Annotated in this window: 14 protein-coding genes; 7 read left to right on the forward strand and 7 right to left on the reverse strand. The window is 45.1% G+C overall.

What is annotated here, in order from left to right; genetic code table 11:
• The first annotated feature begins 3 nt into the window (after positions 1 to 3).
• Together DUN60_RS18095 and DUN60_RS18100 are read left to right on the forward strand one after the other, a co-directional pair.
• On the forward strand, positions 4 to 1488 hold the full coding sequence (locus tag DUN60_RS18095) for an Lcl domain-containing protein (protein WP_114634735.1): 1485 nt from the start codon (positions 4 to 6) through the stop codon (positions 1486 to 1488).
• A 2-nt stretch (positions 1489 to 1490) separates the two neighbouring features.
• Positions 1491 to 2048 (forward strand): Lcl C-terminal domain-containing protein, encoded by a 558-nt coding sequence (locus DUN60_RS18100; protein WP_114634736.1) that lies wholly within the window; start codon positions 1491 to 1493, stop codon positions 2046 to 2048.
• 102 nt (positions 2049 to 2150) lie between these two features.
• On the opposite strand, the gene DUN60_RS18105 is transcribed toward DUN60_RS18100, so the two are convergent.
• A complete protein-coding gene (locus DUN60_RS18105) occupies positions 2151 to 3794 on the reverse strand; it encodes a methyl-accepting chemotaxis protein (RefSeq protein WP_114634737.1) in 1644 nt (547 codons plus the stop codon).
• 461 nt (positions 3795 to 4255) lie between these two features.
• On the opposite strand from DUN60_RS18105, the gene DUN60_RS18110 reads away from it, so the two are divergent.
• From DUN60_RS18110 to DUN60_RS18130, 5 genes are all read left to right on the forward strand, one after another.
• A complete protein-coding gene (locus DUN60_RS18110) occupies positions 4256 to 5077 on the forward strand; it encodes a phosphate ABC transporter substrate-binding protein (protein WP_004732042.1) in 822 nt (273 codons plus the stop codon).
• 111 nt (positions 5078 to 5188) lie between these two features.
• On the forward strand, positions 5189 to 6118 hold the full coding sequence (pstC, locus tag DUN60_RS18115; protein WP_004732040.1) for a phosphate ABC transporter permease subunit PstC: 930 nt from the start codon (positions 5189 to 5191) through the stop codon (positions 6116 to 6118).
• A 15-nt stretch (positions 6119 to 6133) separates the two neighbouring features.
• Positions 6134 to 6997 (forward strand): phosphate ABC transporter permease PstA, encoded by an 864-nt coding sequence (gene pstA, locus DUN60_RS18120; protein ID WP_102438304.1) that lies wholly within the window; start codon positions 6134 to 6136, stop codon positions 6995 to 6997.
• 90 nt (positions 6998 to 7087) lie between these two features.
• The gene (gene pstB, locus DUN60_RS18125; protein WP_004732036.1) at positions 7088 to 7837 is read left to right on the forward strand and encodes a phosphate ABC transporter ATP-binding protein PstB; all 750 of its coding nucleotides are present in this window, start codon (positions 7088 to 7090) and stop codon (positions 7835 to 7837) included.
• A 334-nt stretch (positions 7838 to 8171) separates the two neighbouring features.
• Positions 8172 to 10316, forward strand: a complete 2145-nt coding sequence (locus DUN60_RS18130) for a sensor domain-containing diguanylate cyclase (protein WP_114634738.1) — start codon at positions 8172 to 8174, stop codon at positions 10314 to 10316.
• A gap of 135 nt (positions 10317 to 10451) precedes the next feature.
• Here DUN60_RS18130 and DUN60_RS18135 read toward each other — a convergent pair whose 3' ends face one another.
• The 6 genes from DUN60_RS18135 to DUN60_RS18160 are packed head-to-tail and all read right to left on the reverse strand — an operon-like array spanning position 10452 to position 17449.
• Entirely contained in the window at positions 10452 to 12134 is a 1683-nt protein-coding gene (locus DUN60_RS18135) for a BatD family protein (protein ID WP_114634739.1), read from the reverse strand.
• A gap of 2 nt (positions 12135 to 12136) precedes the next feature.
• The gene (locus DUN60_RS18140) at positions 12137 to 14095 is read right to left on the reverse strand and encodes a VWA domain-containing protein (RefSeq protein WP_114634740.1); all 1959 of its coding nucleotides are present in this window, start codon (positions 14093 to 14095) and stop codon (positions 12137 to 12139) included.
• Positions 14088 to 15080 (reverse strand): vWA domain-containing protein, encoded by a 993-nt coding sequence (locus DUN60_RS18145; RefSeq protein WP_114634741.1) that lies wholly within the window; start codon positions 15078 to 15080, stop codon positions 14088 to 14090. The genes DUN60_RS18140 and DUN60_RS18145 overlap by 8 nt, the downstream gene beginning before the upstream one ends.
• Positions 15073 to 15558 (reverse strand): DUF4381 domain-containing protein, encoded by a 486-nt coding sequence (locus DUN60_RS18150; RefSeq protein WP_114634742.1) that lies wholly within the window; start codon positions 15556 to 15558, stop codon positions 15073 to 15075. The genes DUN60_RS18145 and DUN60_RS18150 overlap by 8 nt, the downstream gene beginning before the upstream one ends.
• A complete protein-coding gene (locus DUN60_RS18155) occupies positions 15555 to 16481 on the reverse strand; it encodes a DUF58 domain-containing protein (RefSeq protein WP_114634743.1) in 927 nt (308 codons plus the stop codon). Before DUN60_RS18155 ends, DUN60_RS18150 begins: the two co-directional genes overlap by 4 nt.
• An 11-nt stretch (positions 16482 to 16492) precedes the next feature.
• Positions 16493 to 17449 (reverse strand): AAA family ATPase, encoded by a 957-nt coding sequence (locus DUN60_RS18160; protein WP_017074671.1) that lies wholly within the window; start codon positions 17447 to 17449, stop codon positions 16493 to 16495.
• Positions 17450 to 17755 lie beyond the last annotated feature (306 nt).

Below are 17755 nucleotides of genomic sequence, written 5' to 3' on the forward strand. Positions count from 1 at the left end.
TCTATGAAACCTCAATTGACAATTTTGGCCATCTCTTTGGCTCTTGCTGGCTGCGGTGGTTCGGGCGGTTCCGACACCTCTGCATCTGCAGCACCAACCTATACCGTGTCAGGTACAGTGACAGCACAGAATGTAGATTTGCAAAGTAAGGTCTGTGCAGACATAAATCAAAACTACATGTGTGATAGTGGAGAGCCAAGTTCGACGGCTAACGCGAATGGCGAATTTAGTATCACCAGCACTAAGAAGTCGATTTTATCGGTTCCTTTGTTAGCTCAGGTGGATACGGGGATTACAGCAAATAGCACGAGCAGCTCTGCATCTTCTTACGCTTATATTGCCGCTCCCGGTCTTCAAAAAAATACGGGAAATGAGATTAATGGTATCAGTTCACTATTGGCGGGTTATGTCGCAGACGGGTTAACGGTAGCTGAGGCAAACAACAAATTAAAAGCGCAGTTGGCGAAAAGTGGCATTACGATCTCTGGCGATATCCAAGACGATTTATCTGCATCTGAACTCGCGAGTCTGGAACAAAATGTCGTATCAACAATTAAGGCGTTTAAGCACTCTAATCGCGCGTTCATGCTGGCTCAATTGAGTGCGAAATTTGATAAGAGTGCGGCCGATTATGTGGGTGGAGTACTAGATAATGACCAAGTTACTGCTTTTGCAAATTTCCTCGAAGGAGAGCTAAAAGCTGCGACAGCATTGAATGATACGGGTGTTTTACGCTATTTCTCAGATATCGATGACACACAAAATGTCGTTGAACCACAGAGTTCATTCCCAGGTCAAGATGCAGAATACGGCTTTGATAAAACAGAGCTGAATACCAATACCGGTAATGGTTTCCAGTTCGCAAAGTTAGATTCAAATGGCCAGGTGCTTGCTGATGATGCAGCGGAGTGGTCTTGTGTTTTGGATCAACGCAGTGGCTTGATTTGGGAATCGAAAACGGATGATGAAAGCTCTATTCAACATAAAGATCGCATATTAGCGCTTGAGCTACCTGGACGAGTAACGCCTTACGATCAAGATGTTGATTTAGCGACGTGTAAAACAAAAGGTGATGCGGTATGTACCACTCAAGATTACGTTGAACATATCAATGCAATGAACTTATGCGGTAAGTCAGATTGGCGCTTGCCAACGTTCAATGAATTCTACAACGTGCTCGACTTCGGTGAGACCGAAACCAACTCGGATGGTGAAGTTTATGGTTTAACTTACAAGTACTTCCCACATCAAACCCTTGGTATTGACTATACGACTTACACTGGCTCGGTATGGACTCAATCCATTACTTATAGTCAATATACAAACACTGCTGTTGAAGGTGGCTTCTATTATAACGAGATTGGAACCCAGGGCTCAGATAGAGGGGTTGTTGGTTCTATAGAGATCTATTCAGGTGATGTTGATTCTTCAGATAATTATGACTCGTACCAATTCCCAGTTCGTTTAGTTTCACTACAAGGTAAATAGACATGAAAAATTTACTCTCCATCACTTTAATGGCTCTGTTTTCTGCGGGTGCAATGGCACAAGAGTGCAGTTTAGATATGGAAAAATCGGCTCCGAGCACGCGTTATGTTGCGAATGATAATGGGACGTTTAGCGATGAACTGACAGGGCTAACTTGGATGCGTTGCCAACTGGGTAAAACTTGGGATACGAAGACATTAGCTTGTAGTGGGCCAGCTGAAACGTACCACTGGCAGAGTGCGCTTTCTATGGTTGAATCAATTAATGACCAGAGTGGCAGCCATGCGTTGCATCAGTTCTCAGGTGTAAAAGAGTGGCGCATGCCAAACATCAAAGAGTTAGTGTCATTAAAAGAAGTGGCTTGCCACTCTCCAGCAATAAGTCACAAGGTGTTCGGTGATACGTTTAACGTTGAAGCTGGAAACTTAGCTTCGTTTATATGGAGTTCAACTCCTGCGAGTGATGGTCAGAGCGTGATGACGTTTGATTCAATCAATGGTGAGGTTTACCAGTACAACGCCGCACAATATAAATTTAGCGTCTTATTAGTTGCAGAATGATTTAGTTCTTAATGCGTAAATAAAAAGGCCGTGGTTTTCCACGGCCTTTTAGGTTCTGGTATATAGGTCTTAACTTAGATCTTGAAGCTTACACCTTAAACCCTATACCTTAAAATAGTCCAACTGCTGTTTTTGCTGTTCGGCTAGGTTCGATAGCTCGTGGCTCGCTGCTGCGGCTTGGGTAATGCCGGTTACGTTTTGGCTTACCAAGCTGTAGATGTTTGAGATATTACGGTTGATGTCTGCAGTCACTTGGCTTTGTTCTTCTGCGGCAGAGGCAACCTGAGTGTTTATTTCTGTCATGTCGGTTACTGAGTTAGCAATACCTGAAAGGGCCGCGCTTACCTCACCCGAGAGCGTTTGGTTGTGCTCTAACATAGACAGTGAGCTGCTCATGCTCTCATTGGCATTACCTGATTGAACCTGCAAACCTTCGATAATCGCTTGGATCTCTTTGGTTGAATCTTGTGTGCGGGCTGCCAACATTCGAACTTCATCGGCAACAACTGCAAAACCACGGCCACTTTCACCTGCGCGAGCTGCTTCAATTGCCGCGTTAAGCGCAAGCAGGTTGGTTTGCTCAGAGATGCCTTGAATCACCTCAATCACTTTACCAATTTGTTCAGAGTGCTCTTTTAGCGTGCCTACAACGTTTGCCGCTTCGCTAAGCTGAATCGCCATTTGCTCGTTAGCTTGGTTGCTTTCATTAAACAAGCTCATGCTGTGTGTCGCCATTTCGTCGGCTTGCTTAGACGCTGAATCGGCTTGTACCGCATTCTCGTTAACGTGTGCTGCTGTGCTCTCAAGTTGGTTCACGGCAGAAGCAACCTGCTCCACTTCTTGTTTCTCTTGATCTGAGTTTGCACTTGATTGCGTCATTACTGCAGCTAGTTCTGTCGACGCAGATGCAACTTCAATACTGATTCGAGATAGTGAACTTACTGTGTCACGCAATTGCTCAACTGATTTGTTTACGTCTTGGGCAAGGCGCGATATCTCGTTGTCGCCATGTTCTTCGGCTTTTACTAACAGGTTACCTTTTGCTACTTCACGCATGGTTTCTTGGATATTGCTAAGCGGCTTAACAATGATGCCAGCAAGCGTCCAACTGATGACTAATGCGATTGAAAGAATCACTAACAGCGCAATAGTCGCGGTATTGAGTGTGCTGGTGTGCTGTTGGCCATTGGTGTCGACTTCCTGGGTGGCAAGTAAGTTGAGTTTTTTAGAAAGCGTGTTGATTGCTTGCACCATTTCATTACCCGCGTGACGGTATTGGTCGATTGCAATCTGGTAGCGGTTATCAAAATCTGAAGCGAGTGATGCATCGCCGTGTTTCGCTCTCAATAGAGGAAGCATGGTGGTGCGAGAAAAGTCAACGTAGTGATTCATCGCTTTGCTCATTGCGGCTACTTCATCTTGCATGCCTGGTACGGTATCAAGCGAGTTCAGTAGACGAGTATTTTGGTCACGTTTTTGATTTAGCGTTTCGACAAGCGTTTTGACGTCGTCAGGATTAAATAAGCTATAGATCGCCTTGATGCGCATACCGTAGCTGTTGTCGACGATCTCGCTAAGTTCTTCTTTATGTAGAATCAGCTGATCTGTTGCTGTTGATACATCTTTAAAAGCATTTTCCAGTTTGTCACCACCGATAATGACACCCGTCAAAAGTAGTACGACGGAAAAGAGTACTGGAATCAGAATTTGTATTTTGATTGATAAGCCACTGAGAAGTTGGCGCATGTATTGTCCTTCTATGAATAAGTAAATGAGCAGAAGCAATTGTTATTATTGTTATTAATCAGTGATTCTAACTATTGAGAATGACAATTCAATCAGTAATAGATGCTATTTTTATATATGCGATAGATATTTCATAAATTCTGATTATTTATCGTACAAACAAGGCTTTAGCCATTTTTAAGATAGGGTTATTTGACGAGGAACTTTGTGCGGTATTAGGTAATGACAGGGGGCGAGATATTGAGCGGTTTAGCTTAAATAAGTTGGAATGAATATTCAGTGCCTATGAGTGAGGCTAATTTTTTACTTCAAGGCTATTTGGTAGGGGGAAAACAAGAAAATAAATTGTAGTTGTCATATAGGCTTCAATTAAGTGAAACACAACTGTCACATTCGGATTCTAAAGTAGGCCTCGTTCAAGCAAAACATTACGGCAATAACGCCACTAAAGGAAATTTGTGATGAAAAAGACAGTTATCGGTGCAATCGCACTACTAGGCGCTCTAACAGTGAATACAGCTTCAGCTAAAGAAACTATCTCTGTAGTTGGCTCTAACAGTGCTTCTCCACTGGTTGAAGTTTTTGCAGAAACCTACATGAATAAAGGCGAACCAGTGTTCATCGAAATTCAAGCACCAGGTTCTTCTGCAGGCATCAAAGCAGCAAAAAATGGAAGTGCTGACCTTGGTATCTCTTCTCGTGACCTAAAAGAAGAAGAGAAAACAGCTGACCTGAAAGAGCTCGTTATCGCTCGTGACGGTATCGCAGTTGTTGTTAACCCAAATAACGAAGTATCTGCTCTTACAGCTGAGCAAATCACTTCAATCTACAAAGGCGACATCACTAACTGGAAAGATGTTGGTGGTGCTGACAAGCCAATCGTAGCAATCACTCGTGATACTGCATCTGGTACACGTGGTGCATTCGAAGACATCATGAAGCTTAAGAAGAAGATTGGCGACAAGAAAGTATCGGCTATCTCTCAACGTGCACAAGTTGCAAACGGTAACGGCGCACTTAAAGTTTCTGTAGCAAGCAACCCATACGCTATCGGCTTCATCTCTCTTGGTACTGTAGATAACACAGTTCAAGCTCTAACTATCGATGGCGCAGCAGCATCAGTTGAGAACGTAAAGAACGGTTCTTACAAAGTTGCTCGTCCTTTCCTAGTTCTTTACAAAGCCGGCGCTCCAACAGCTGAAACTCAACAATTCCTAGATTGGATGGTTGCAGATGAAGCTCAAGCTATCGCTGACAAGAAAGGCTACATCACAGTTAACTAATCTTAACTGACCAACACTTAATTATTGCTCAGCCTAACTTAGGCTGAGCCTTTTCTTTCAACTTTGTCTATTTCGAGCTCTTGTTGAGCCACAAAGTTTGAGATTTTATATATGACCATCGCAAATAGTGAAAAGCTTATGAATACTGAAGCGACTCAAATCAACAAGCCAAGTCTACGTGCTAAGAAGCGCATCGACTGGAGAGAAAGAATCTTCCACGGCTTGTTCTTATCGAGTGCTGTAATCGGCATCGTATCACTAGCCGTTATCGCTTACTTTATCGTTGCAGAGAGTATCCCTGCATTCCAAGAGGCTGGTGTTTCTGGCATCGTTCTGGGTGTGGATTGGTTACCGCCAGCTCTATTCGGCGTTGCAACCATGATTGTTGCATCGATTGTCTCGACACTTGGCGCTGTAGTTGTTGGTGTACCCGTCGGTGTATTAACCGCTATTTTTATTGCTGAGATTGCACCAAAGCGTCTTGCCGATATTATTCGACCAGCAGTTGAGCTTCTAGCGGGTATCCCGTCGGTAGTTTACGGCTTCTTTGGTCTAGTAATCATCGTTCCTATGATTCAGAACATCTTCCAAGTACCAGCGGGTAACACTATCTTCGCGGGTATCATTGTTCTGGGTATCATGATTCTTCCTACCGTTATTACGGTTTCTGAAACTTCGATCCGCGCTGTACCTCGTACGTACAAAGAAGGTTCACTTGCACTGGGTGCTTCGAAAATCTACACGATTTTTAAGTTACTCGTTCCTGCTGCACGTTCAGGCATTATGACTGGTGTGATTCTGGGTATCGGTCGTGCACTGGGTGAAACGATGGCAATCATCATGGTGATGGGTAATGCGCCAGCAATGCCAGAAGGTATTTTGGATTCGGCTCGTACGCTAACCGCAAATATTGCTATTGAAATGTCTTACGCAAGTGGTATTCACGCGAGTGCACTGTACGCAACCGGCGTTGTGCTTCTGGTATTCATCATGATGTTGAATGGTGCTCTGCTTTATCTTAATCGTGAAAAAACGAAGTAGGCGAGGATAAGTAATATGGATCGCGTAAAACTAAAACAAGCACGTCAAACAAAAGATAATATCTTGAAAGGTTTTATCTGGGCGGCAGCAGCAGTCACCGTTGGTTTCTTATTCTGGATCATTTGGTACATCCTATCGAATGGCCTGCAATACGTAGACTGGAACTTCATCACCGACGACTACACTCGAACCGGTGAAGAACGTGGCATTTTCCCAATGATCATTGCCACGATCTACATGGTAATCGCATCGATTGCAGTGGCGGCGCCACTCGGCATCATGACGGCAATATACCTAACCGAATACGCTAAAGTGGGCAGTAAACTGGTTAAAGTGATTCGTTTCTGTACCGAATCTTTAGCCGGTATTCCATCGATTATCTTTGGTCTGTTCGGTATGACCTTCTTTGTTTCGATTCTTGGTCTTGGCTTCTCGATTCTGTCGGGTGCACTAACACTAAGTATCCTGATTCTTCCTGTAATCATTCGTACTACAGAAGAAGCATTGATGTCAGTACCACAAACTTATCGTGAAGGTTCATACGGCCTTGGCGCTTCAAAAATCTACACTATCTGGCGTTTGATCTTACCAAGCGCAATGCCAGGTATCTTAACTTCGGTCATTCTTAGTATTGGTCGTGTAATTGGCGAATCAGCACCTGTATTCTTAACAGCAGGTATGGTGGCACGTGTTCCTGAATCGGTATTCGATTCTGGCCGTACACTAACGGTTCACCTATATAAGCTGACAACAGAGCTATTTACTATCGATGAGTGGAACCAAGCCTACGGCACGGCAACAGTCCTAATCGTATTGGTTCTCTTGATCAACATGGTTACAAAACTGATTGCGAGACGCTTCAACACGGCAACTTACTAAGCTCATTAGCTGGCTCAACAATAAAAAGAGCCCCCGTGATAAAGAAAGCATCAAGTTAGACACGAATTTAAGAATTTAGAGAATACGAAAATGAACAAATTTGATATTGAGAACCTAGATCTGTTTTACGGTGACAACCAAGCGCTTAAGTCTATTAACCTGCCAATTCCAACGCGTCAGGTAACGGCTCTGATTGGCCCATCTGGTTGTGGTAAATCGACACTGCTACGTTGTTTGAACCGCATGAATGACCTAATTGAAGGCGTTACTATTAAAGGTAAGCTGGATATGGATGGCACGAACATCTACGGTAACATTGATGTGGCTGACCTGCGTATTCGCGTAGGCATGGTATTCCAAAAGCCAAACCCATTCCCAATGAGCATCTACGAGAACGTCGCTTACGGCTTACGTGCTCAAGGTATCAAAGACAAGAAACACATTGATGAAGTAGTAGAAAGCTCACTACGCAGTGCGGCACTTTGGGACGAAGTGAAAGACCGTCTTAAAGCACACGCATTTGGTTTGTCTGGTGGTCAGCAACAGCGTCTATGTATCGCTCGTACGATTGCAATGGAACCGGATGTAATCCTGATGGATGAACCTACATCGGCACTCGATCCAATCGCGACACACAAGATTGAAGAATTGATGGAAGACCTGAAGAAAGACTTCACTATCGTTATCGTAACGCACTCAATGCAGCAAGCGCGTCGTATCTCAGACCGTACTGCTTTCTTCCTAATGGGAGAGCTTGTAGAGCACAACGAAACGAGTGTTATCTTCAGCGAACCAAAAGATGATCGTACTAAAGGTTACGTAAACGGTGACTTTGGTTAATTCGATTAACTCAGTGCTGCTTTAGTTTTTTAAAAGGACAGTACGCTAACTGAAACGCAGGTTAGATAATCGAATAGATCGACAGAATTATCACTATAACTATAAGCGATGGAAGTTTTGCCCCACTTTAGGTGGGGCTTTTTTATGTCTCTAAAAAAGTCCTAATGTCGATGAAATTTTGGGCAGAAAATCCCATTTTTGTCGTCCTTCTCATGCTTGTGATAATGTAAAAATTGAAATTGCGACCCGCTTAACATCTCATTTTTAGTTACATTGATTGCATATCAATGCTTCGGTATTTTTGCTTCACTCTTAATCACCAATGGACGGAAGCGTGCCTGTTAAAGCCTTTGCAAAACAAATATCTGCTACTCGCGACCACCGTTTATTGGCAGAGTTTCTTTTTGATTACCTTGCTAAGGTACTCGCGCCAAAAGGGATGGGGATATTTGCAGAACCGATACCGGAAGGCGATTCGTTACCCTTATTTTCTTATGGTGAGCTAACCTCATTGGCGAATTATCCTGCGACGTTTTGGCCTTGGGTTTCTCAATTCGATACCGCAGATGGCGTGCTCCCAATGTCTATCAATACCTGTAAGTGGGAGCACATGAAGGTATTAGGTGGGGAGTCATTCATCATGATGCTCGACAACGCGCCTGCCTGCAGAACTTATTTAATTGTTCAAAATTGCAATGCGGAGCAGATCAACCAAACCTTTGACCAAGATCTTGATGTCCTTCAACTTGCAGCAGCCCGCTGGCAATGCATTCGTGCAGAAAAGAACGCCGCGCTGGAGATCAAACACCGCGACACGCGTGAAGCACAGTACCTAGATGAAATTAAGCTGCGTGAGCTATTTGTTGAGAACATGAAACTCGTTCATCAGGTGGCATTAGAGCTCTCCAATCCTGACTCTTTGGATGCGTTATATAAAGCCTCGGTTGAGGCAATTCGTGATCGGTTAGGATTTGATCGTGCAATCTTCATGTTATTGGATATGAAAAAGCGATGTTTTAGCGGGACATACGGCACTGATGAGTCCGGTAAGACCAACAGTGAGCACCATACTCAATATGACTTACACCAGCTTGAAGCCGAATATATTGAGGCCTTGTCTGACAATCACACCAACCTTATTGTTATCGAGCAAGCCCCTCTCTACACCGAAGGAAAAGTGGTAGGGCAGGGATGGAATGGAATGCTTATCTTACGTGAAGGCGATAAACCCGTCGGATGGATTGCGATGGATAACTACATTCACCGTTCACCCATCACCAATTATCAAAAGCAGATGCTTGAATCCTTTGGCTCTCTGCTTTCTCAGATCTACATTCGCAAGCGCCAAGAACAAAATATACGCATGCTGCACTCAAGTATGGTGGAGCTGTCTCGTTGCGATAGCGTCAGTGAAGTGTGCAAATCGGCGGTAAGCTTTGCGATTCAGCATTTAGGCATTGATCGATTGGCGGTTTTCCTCACCGATAAAAATTGCAGTTACATGCAAGGCACGTGGGGCACTGACATAAAAGGCGACATTGTCGATGAATCTTATTATCGCTCTGAGCTGGTGGGGCGTGACATTGTCGCCGCAGCACGTGCCTGTCCTAATCAAGTCGCCTTTGAAGAATCCGTGCCTATCTATCACGATTTTAATATTGTAGGTGTCGGTTGGACGGCAATGACGATGCTCACTACCAATACGGGTGAGCCGATTGCGTTTATTGCCGCGGATAATTTGTTAACTCGCAGCCCTTTAACCTCACAACTGCGTGAAGTGATACGTATCTTCGCTTCGAGTTTAGCTGAGGTGCTACAGAGAACTATGGCGCAAGAGGAGCTCAAAAAGCTCAATGAGACGCTAGAGCAAGAGGTCAGTAAGCGCACTCAAGAGCTTGAACGAGCCAATGAGCAGTTGGATATCATCTCTAAGCTTGACCCTCTGACACGCCTTGGAAATCGTCGTATGTTGTCGCAGGTTTTAGATGATCTCAATTGTGATGATCAAGGGGCATTTGCCACAGAGCACGAAGTCACGTTTGGACTCATTCTTGTTGACCTTGATCACTTTGGTTTGTACAACACGGTTTACGGGCATACAGAAGGTGACGCTGCTCTGCGCACCATCGGCAAGATACTTAATGCCCATGTTCATAGCGATAAGGAAACTTTTTGTCGTATTGGTGGTGAGGAGTTTATGTTGTTGATGATCGGCACTCATCACTCTGAAACTAAACAGCGTGCAGAGTCGATCAGAAAATGCATTGAAGAGGCGAAGATCCTTCATTGTGAAAGCAGTACCAGCCAGTATTTAACCGCATCTGTCGGCTATGCCTCGATAACCTCAGACCAACATCAATTCGATTTCGATCTGCTGTATGGCAAGGCAGACAAAGCCTTGTATCAAGCTAAAGACTCAGGGCGAAATCGAATTGTATCTGCTCTAAAGCGAAGAAAGGTCGCGACGCCACTGATTTAGTTTGGCGTTTATTTTTCCGGTCTCAAAACGATTGAAGCTGTGATGATCACAATGTGGTCATCACGGCTTCGTTCTTTTTTGTTTACTTAGACTTTCTGTTTAACTAGCTTTCTGCTTACTTAGAACGCTGGTTAATTAAAGCCTTTCTAATGTGCTCTTGTGTGCTTTGTTCGAGATGCGTTTTGGCTTCTTAACCGCTTTGATTGCCTCAGAAGGATCCCATGACTGACTTGGTGAGCCAGCTTCAGCATAGAGGCTCTGATTTAGCTTGGTGAGCTCAGCTTCGATTGTTTCTAACGTCTCATCACTCAAGTCTGGGTTTTCTGTTTTCCACTGTTCGAACAAAGTTCTCGTCTTCACACCGTCTTTCATTTTCAGAGCGGCAATAAGTGCTTCTGCCGTATCGGATTGACGTTCATCTTTTTGCTTTGGTTTTACTGCTGTACCGCGGCGTGACCAGAAGTAAAAAGCAACCGCAGAGCTAATTACCCATAAAGCAGCAAATAGCGCGGTTAGGTAAGGCCACATTCCAGGGTTTTCAACGGTAACAATCGTCGGGCTGGCTTGCTGAGTTTGTGTCTCCATAACAGGCGCTGGCGAGCTTGAGCTAGCGCGTTCACTTGCCTGAACCGACAACTCAAGACCAAGAGCTTTACTGATTTCTTGTGATTGTGAGTCAGTGCTAAACCAAGCTTGAGAAACATCAGGAAGCGAGATCTTTCCAGCCTCTTTCGGAATCAAGACTTGCTTGTAAACAACGACAGCATCACCGGATTGAGTGGTGCCAAATTGTGGTTTTTCTTCATAAACACGCACCGTTTTAGGGTAGGTGATGTTCAGTTTTGGCAATTGATGTTGGGTCAAGTTGCTGGCTGTCATGGTGATGGTACGAGTTAACGAATCACCGGCTTCCATTTCAATATTCTGCTTGTCGCCACCTAAAGCATTGCTATCTGTCAGCTCGTTGCCTTGGCTATCTGACCATTGTTGTATCAGTTTAAAGTTCGATGTTGGCAACCACTCACCTTGATAGCCTTTTGGGACAGGATTCACTGTTATATCTAAGGTTTCAACAGGCGTGTCGAGCTGGAAAAGGCGCGTTGTGCTTGAGTTGTTGGTTGAGTAAACAACAGCACCGGTTAACTTTGGCCCTTGAAGCTGAAATTGTCCTGCTTGCTGTGACGATATATGGAAAGATTGCTGAACAACCGTGACTTCTTGTCCGTTGATAACATCTTGAAATTGCTTAGACTCTCCAATCGGTTCCACGTCTAATTGCGCTGAACTTGGTGGCGCAATTTTAGGATCTTGCAGTCTTCTAGGATCAGCCTTAATGATAAGTTTTACATCAAGCTCCGCGACCTCTTGAGGGTATAGCGAGTCTTTACTCAGATTAAGTTGAAACTCGGCCATATCACTCTGCTTTGGAGCGGCTTTATTAACCGCAACGTTGATGGTGATCGGCTTAGTTTTCGCGCCTTCAATATCAAAGCTAGGAATATCTAATCGGCCTAATCGAAGCGGGGCAAGGGTAATATTCCACTCGCTAGACACAGTGCGGCTACCATTGACGATTCGCATCGATGACCCAAAGCTTGGTGTGCCGACGTAGAAATTCTTCTGAAGGGAGGTCAGGTCTAAAGCACCGGACGATACTTTTTTATCGGTCGCCACTCTAAGTAGGAAGACTTCATCTTTGGTAACACTGTTTTGCGAAACACTCGCAACAGCAGTCGCTGCGAATACAGAGTGTGATGAGAAAACACCGATTAGCAGTGTCAGTAGCATTGATAAAAATGGCTTGTTTAAAAATCGCATGGTTACCACTTTTTGTTTTGGTTGTTGGGAGCACTTTTTTGTCGTGCTTGTAAAATCATTTGCGCTTTAAGCAGTTGGCTCGGATCACGCGCGCTTTCTACTTGCTCAAGTTTTCGCATATCAGGATCGCTCGACATAGGTTGACCTGATACTTGTGCGGCAGCTTGTTGAGCGTTGTTATCAGTGTCTTCCTTAGCAGCCTCTTGTTCTTGGGCTGCCTGAGATACTGAGTCACCCTTGTCCTGTGGCTGTTTATCTGCTTGATCCGGTTTGTTTTGTTGCACAGCTTGCTTGTCGTTTTCTTCATCCGTCTTGGAATCAGAGCGACTATCAGCTTGGCTTTGGTCAGTATTATGATCTTGGTTTTCACTTTGATCTTGTTTATTGCTTTGATCTTGGCTGCCGCTTTGACTTTGCGACTTCCCATTGTCAGCTGAGCTTTGTTGTTGATCCTGCGAGCTTTGCGAAGAATCATCTTGCTGACCTTGGTCTTGTTCGTTTTGGTCTTTGGACTCAGAATCGTCTTGCTGTTGCTGTTGCTGTTGCTGTTGCTGTTGCTGTTGCTGTTGCTGTTGCTGTTGCTGTTGCTGTTGCTGTTGCTGTTGCTGTTGCTGTTGCTGTTGCTGTTGCTTCTGAGCCTGTTCGACAATCTCTAGGTTCTTCTTCGCATAAGCATGTTCAGGGTTGCTTTCTAGAATACGTTGATACTCTTCAATCGCTTGGTCGTACTTGCCTTGCTTTGCTTGTGCATTGGCGAGGTTATAGCGAGCATCTTCGCCAGAAAGACCTTGCAGCGTCTGTTCGGCCGCTTCGAAATCACCGGCTTTGTATTGCGCAATGCCTTTCCATTCTTGCTGATCGAACTTCTCTGCAGCTTGTTGAAAGTCCTCATCTTGATACAACTGATAACCTACTTGGTCATCGGTTTTCCAAGGGTTTGCAAACGCAGTATTCGGTTGGCTGAACGAGACAAGCAGTGCTAGGCCACACCAAATGACCCCTTTTCGAAATAGGCCAAGGGCAGGAAATAACAGAAACGGCAATAGCCAGAAACCGTTGTTTACTCTGGTGTTGAGCGAGTTATTGGTTTTAGTCACCTCTGAAGTTGTCGCAACTCGGTCGAGATAACTCGCGATGTGCTCAACGTCTGAGTTATTAAATTGCACCTCGGTGAAGGTGCCACCAGAGCGACGGGTCAGGTCGCGCATATTGTCTAAGTTAGTTTTTGCCACCACGGTTTGCCCTGAATCTGTTTTCAGCATCGCCCCGCTTGGTAGAGAGATTGGCGCGCCACTTTCCGTACCTACAGCCAAGACTGATAACGTCCAATTACTACCAGAGAGTAGCGAGTCGATATCTTTCTTCTCTTGACCATCAATATCATCAGCAATCAGTACCAGATCGCCTTTATAGACATGAGCACGAGTCATCATCTCAATCGCAAGCTTAATTGCCGATGCTGCATTGCCGCCTTGGAAGGGCATGATATCTGGTGATAGATTGGGTACGAGGTTCTTGATGGTGTTGATGTCAGACGTTAGCGGACTAATGGTGTAAGCATCACCTGCGTAGGCCACCATTCCCGTTAGGCCTTCTTTCCATAACGAAAGCAGATCCAGAGCCTTGTATCGCACCTGTGTTAAACGGTTTGGCTTAATGTCAGTGGCATACATAGACATCGACATATCCATGATCACAACTCGCGCCTGCGTTTTTTCAAAGCTCGGCTGTTCATTTTTTTCAAAGCTTGGTCCAGCTAACGCGATGACGCCGACTATCCACCAAATACCAAAGTAAGTACTGCGGTTTTTCGAGGGTTTACTCGATTCAGGAGCCAGATAACGGGCGATGTGTGACGCCAATAACCCTTGCTTCGATTGTCTTTTGCTAAGCCACCAAATAGCGGGCAGCGCGGCAAGAGCCAAGAACCAATATGGGTAGATAAAAGTAAAGTTAGACATTGTTTCTCCTAATGGCTAACAGCATAAATGCGAAGAACATTGCCGCAGACAGTGGCCATACGAACCACTCTTGTTGCGGTCGCCATATCTTAGTGGCGTTCGTCACGGGTTCTAACTGGTTGATGGTGTCGTAAATCGTTGCCAGTTCTTTGCTGTCTCGCGCTCGGAAGTATTGACCGCCAGTGCGCTTGGCGATTTCCATTAGCGTGCGTTCATCTAAGTCTTGAGCAGTATTGACCTTACGAGTCATGAAGAACTCTTTGACCATCATTTCGCCCGCACCGACACCTACGGTATAAATCGTCGCGTTGTACTTCTTAGCAATATCCGCCGCTTCTAGTGGATCTAATACGCCCGCGGTATTGCTGCCGTCACTGAGTAGGATCATCACACGCTGAGGGGCGTCACTGTCGACAAAGGTTTTGGTGGCAAGGCCGATACCATCACCGATCGCAGTTTGAGTACCGATCAGCTTTAGCACAGCCTGATTGAGTTGTTGTGAGAGCGTGTCTCTGTCTAACGTCAGTGGCGTCTGCAAGTAGGCGTGATCAGCAAATAACACCAGTCCAACTCGGTCGCCTTTTCGTCGCTCAATAAAGTCACTCAATACATGTTTCACCGCAGATAAGCGATCGATGTATTCGCCATTGAACTGCATGTCTTCTTGGCTCATCGAGTAGGAGAGGTCGACAACCAGCATCAAGTCTCGGTGTTTTGGTTGAAACTCAACCGGTTCACCGTACCAAACTGGGCGTGCCATCGCCGTTACCAATAAAAGCCAGATGATGACCGACAAGGCTTTGGGTAAGCGACTGCTCGGCGTTTTGGTATTGTTGTCCTCGGGCAGAAATGGAAGCCTTAGGGCATTGTTCGATTCCGCCTTAGGAGAGAACAAGTAAACGAGAACCGGCAGTGGCGCGAGGAAAAACATCCACCACCAAACGAATTCAATATTTAGTAAGCTCGTGTTTAAAAGATCAGTCATAACGACCTCGCTTTGGAGGAAGGGCTTTACGAAGCCAGATTTCGCAGTCATTAACCAATTGCTGTTGAGCCTTTTTCTGTTCGTCGCTCATTAAGGCTGTATCTTGGTAGAGCGCTTGTTGCCATTGCGATTGTTTTGCGGCGAATAACGGCTTCGCCAATTGCGCATCTAAGAACGCCAACCAATCATCGCCAGATAAGCCTGCCACTTTGTCGCGTGGGAAATAGCTTAGTGCTGCCTGACGAACGATGTCTTGAGCTGCACTCGGAGACAAGGTATTTGAAGGCTGACTATTACGAAAGCAAGCAAGTGCTTCGTTCTTCGCGCATTGGTTCTTTTGTCTGCGTTTTACAATGAAAAACACTAAGACGATCAGAACGATGCCCGTGATACCTACCGCCCACCAGCCCCATGCCAAAGGCCACCAAGTCGGTGCATCTGGCGCAATGACAGGGCTTAAATCTAAGGACTGATTCATGACTGAGATCCTGATATCTGGCTCATTAGTGACTGCGCACTAGACAGAGAGCTATAAGGTATCGCGAGAGATAAACTAAGTTTCTGCAACTGCTGCTTCTTTAATGAAAACGCTTGGTTAAGCTTTTCCTTTTCTTTATTGGAAGAGAAGTTGAACCACTGAGTTTTGTCGCCATCGGTCACCTGTTTAGATCCTTTGTAGGTAGTTTCACCTTGCTCCAAAGGGTCGTAAAAATGAACTAGACGCACTCTATTGTGCCTGCGAATTTGGCTGATAAGTGAGTAGTCACTTTCTCGGTAACGGACGAAGTCACTAAGGATAATAATATCACTGCCTTTTGGACAGAGCTGTTGTAGAGACTTCAGCCCATGATCTAAGGTTGTGTCGCTGTGATTGTCTTGGTTGGTCAGCGCTGCGTTATTGATTTCTATGACTTTTTGTAAAATACGCAGTGGAGCATGGTTGCTAGCACTCGGTTTAATCTCAATGATCTCTTGGCCAGTATCTATCACTGCACCAATACGGTCTTTTTGAGCGACGGTTAACCAACAAAGCTGGCTGGCAAAGTGCGCGAGTTGAACCGATTTAAGCAACAAGGTTGAGCCGAAAATCATACTGCTCGACAGATCTAAGAACAAAATCACAGGCTGTTCTCTTTCTTCAGAAAACAGTTTGGTGTGTGCCTTCCCTGTTCGAGCCGTTACGCGCCAATCAATGCTGCGGATGTCATCGCCCGCCTGATATTGACGAACCTCAGAGAAGTTCATCCCGCGACCTTTACGGTTGCTCTCGTGTTGACCGTTAAGTTGCGACCAAAGACTCTTGGCTGGAGGCAACCATCGAACAGACTGCGCTTTGTATTGCAGCAGTTCGTCCAGATTTAACGTGACACCGTCACTATGGTTGGGTAGTTGGTTATTCATACGCGTATCACCTATGCGCTGCCAACCAGTGAGATAAGGTGTGTAATTACTTGATTGGCCGTAACTCCTTCAGCTTGTGCGTGGTAACTGCGAAGTAGACGGTGGCGTAATACAGGGAATGCCATAGCTTGAACATCTTGCGGTGTTACGTAATCGCGGCCTGCTAGCCATGCGTGCGCTCGAGCACATCGGTCTAAAGCAATAGTTGCACGTGGGCTGACACCCATATCTAACCATTGATCAAGTTGGTCGCTGTATTGCTTAGGTTGGCGAGTCGCCATAACCAGTCGAATAATGTACTGCTCGATGGTGTCTGCCATGTGAATGTTGAGCACTTCTTGGCGAGCTTCGAAGATAGTTTGTTGAGAAATAGGCTCTGGTTGAACAGGTTGGTTGCCTTGAGCTTCGCCTCTGTTTAGGCGCAAGATCTCAAGTTCACTTTCCATGTCTGGATAAGCCACTTCTAAATGCAGCAAGAAACGGTCTAATTGAGCTTCTGGTAGCGGGTAAGTACCTTCTTGCTCAATCGGGTTTTGCGTTGCCATTACCAAAAACAGGTCCGGTAGAGCATAGGTTTTTCGACCTGCGGTCACCTGCTTCTCAGCCATAGCTTCTAACATAGCGGCTTGTACTTTCGCCGGAGCACGGTTGATCTCATCCGCTAGAATTAACGAGTTAAAAATCGGGCCAGATTGGAAGGTGAACTCTCCCGTTTCTGGACGGAAAATATCGGTACCAGTTAGGTCGGCAGGCAATAGGTCAGGGGTAAATTGAATACGGTGAAAATCTCCCTCGACACAGTCAGCTAGTGATTTTACCGCGCGGGTTTTTGCCAACCCTGGAGGCCCTTCAACAAGGATATGGCCATCTGCCAATAAGGCGATCATCAGTTGCTTAACGAGCTCTTGCTGACCAATGATTTGAGACTCTAAGTAGTTTTGAAGGATTTCGAAGTTATTTTTATGCATTTTTGGACTCTCTGGGGGCCATTTGATTCTTATTTTGAGTATTGGTCACTGATTACCAGGAAAAAGTTCCAGTACATTTGCGGAATTTATTTTTTCAAAATTGGAAAGATTTACAAGTGTTTAGCTAGAAAAATCACTGAACAGTGAATTTTTATCATATCAATCACTTTTTATACAATAAAGCTCAAAGGTGTGATGCTGCCTGACTCAGATAAAAATTAAAGGGTTTGATAATAAGGGTGAATATCAATAAGGGGGCGTATTTAGCTAATTAATCTCAACCCCCACAAGAAATGATTGAGTCGT

This window comes from Vibrio splendidus (assembly GCF_003345295.1).
In the GTDB taxonomy this organism is placed as follows: domain Bacteria; phylum Pseudomonadota; class Gammaproteobacteria; order Enterobacterales; family Vibrionaceae; genus Vibrio; species Vibrio splendidus_K.

Coding starts and splice junctions, on each gene's coding strand:
- DUN60_RS18100 (WP_114634736.1), top strand. CDS start 1,491: ATGAAAAATTTACTCTCCATCACTTTAATGGCTCTGTTTTCTGCGGGT.
- pstC (WP_004732040.1), top strand. CDS start 5,189: ATGACCATCGCAAATAGTGAAAAGCTTATGAATACTGAAGCGACTCAA.
- DUN60_RS18155 (WP_114634743.1), bottom strand. CDS start 16,481: ATGAATAACCAACTACCCAACCATAGTGACGGTGTCACGTTAAATCTG.
- DUN60_RS18135 (WP_114634739.1), bottom strand. CDS start 12,134: ATGCGATTTTTAAACAAGCCATTTTTATCAATGCTACTGACACTGCTA.
- DUN60_RS18105 (WP_114634737.1), bottom strand. CDS start 3,794: ATGCGCCAACTTCTCAGTGGCTTATCAATCAAAATACAAATTCTGATT.
- pstA (WP_102438304.1), top strand. CDS start 6,134: ATGGATCGCGTAAAACTAAAACAAGCACGTCAAACAAAAGATAATATC.
- DUN60_RS18140 (WP_114634740.1), bottom strand. CDS start 14,095: ATGTCTAACTTTACTTTTATCTACCCATATTGGTTCTTGGCTCTTGCC.
- DUN60_RS18150 (WP_114634742.1), bottom strand. CDS start 15,558: ATGAATCAGTCCTTAGATTTAAGCCCTGTCATTGCGCCAGATGCACCG.
- DUN60_RS18110 (WP_004732042.1), top strand. CDS start 4,256: ATGAAAAAGACAGTTATCGGTGCAATCGCACTACTAGGCGCTCTAACA.
- DUN60_RS18145 (WP_114634741.1), bottom strand. CDS start 15,080: ATGACTGATCTTTTAAACACGAGCTTACTAAATATTGAATTCGTTTGG.
- pstB (WP_004732036.1), top strand. CDS start 7,088: ATGAACAAATTTGATATTGAGAACCTAGATCTGTTTTACGGTGACAAC.
- DUN60_RS18160 (WP_017074671.1), bottom strand. CDS start 17,449: ATGCATAAAAATAACTTCGAAATCCTTCAAAACTACTTAGAGTCTCAA.
- DUN60_RS18095 (WP_114634735.1), top strand. CDS start 4: ATGAAACCTCAATTGACAATTTTGGCCATCTCTTTGGCTCTTGCTGGC.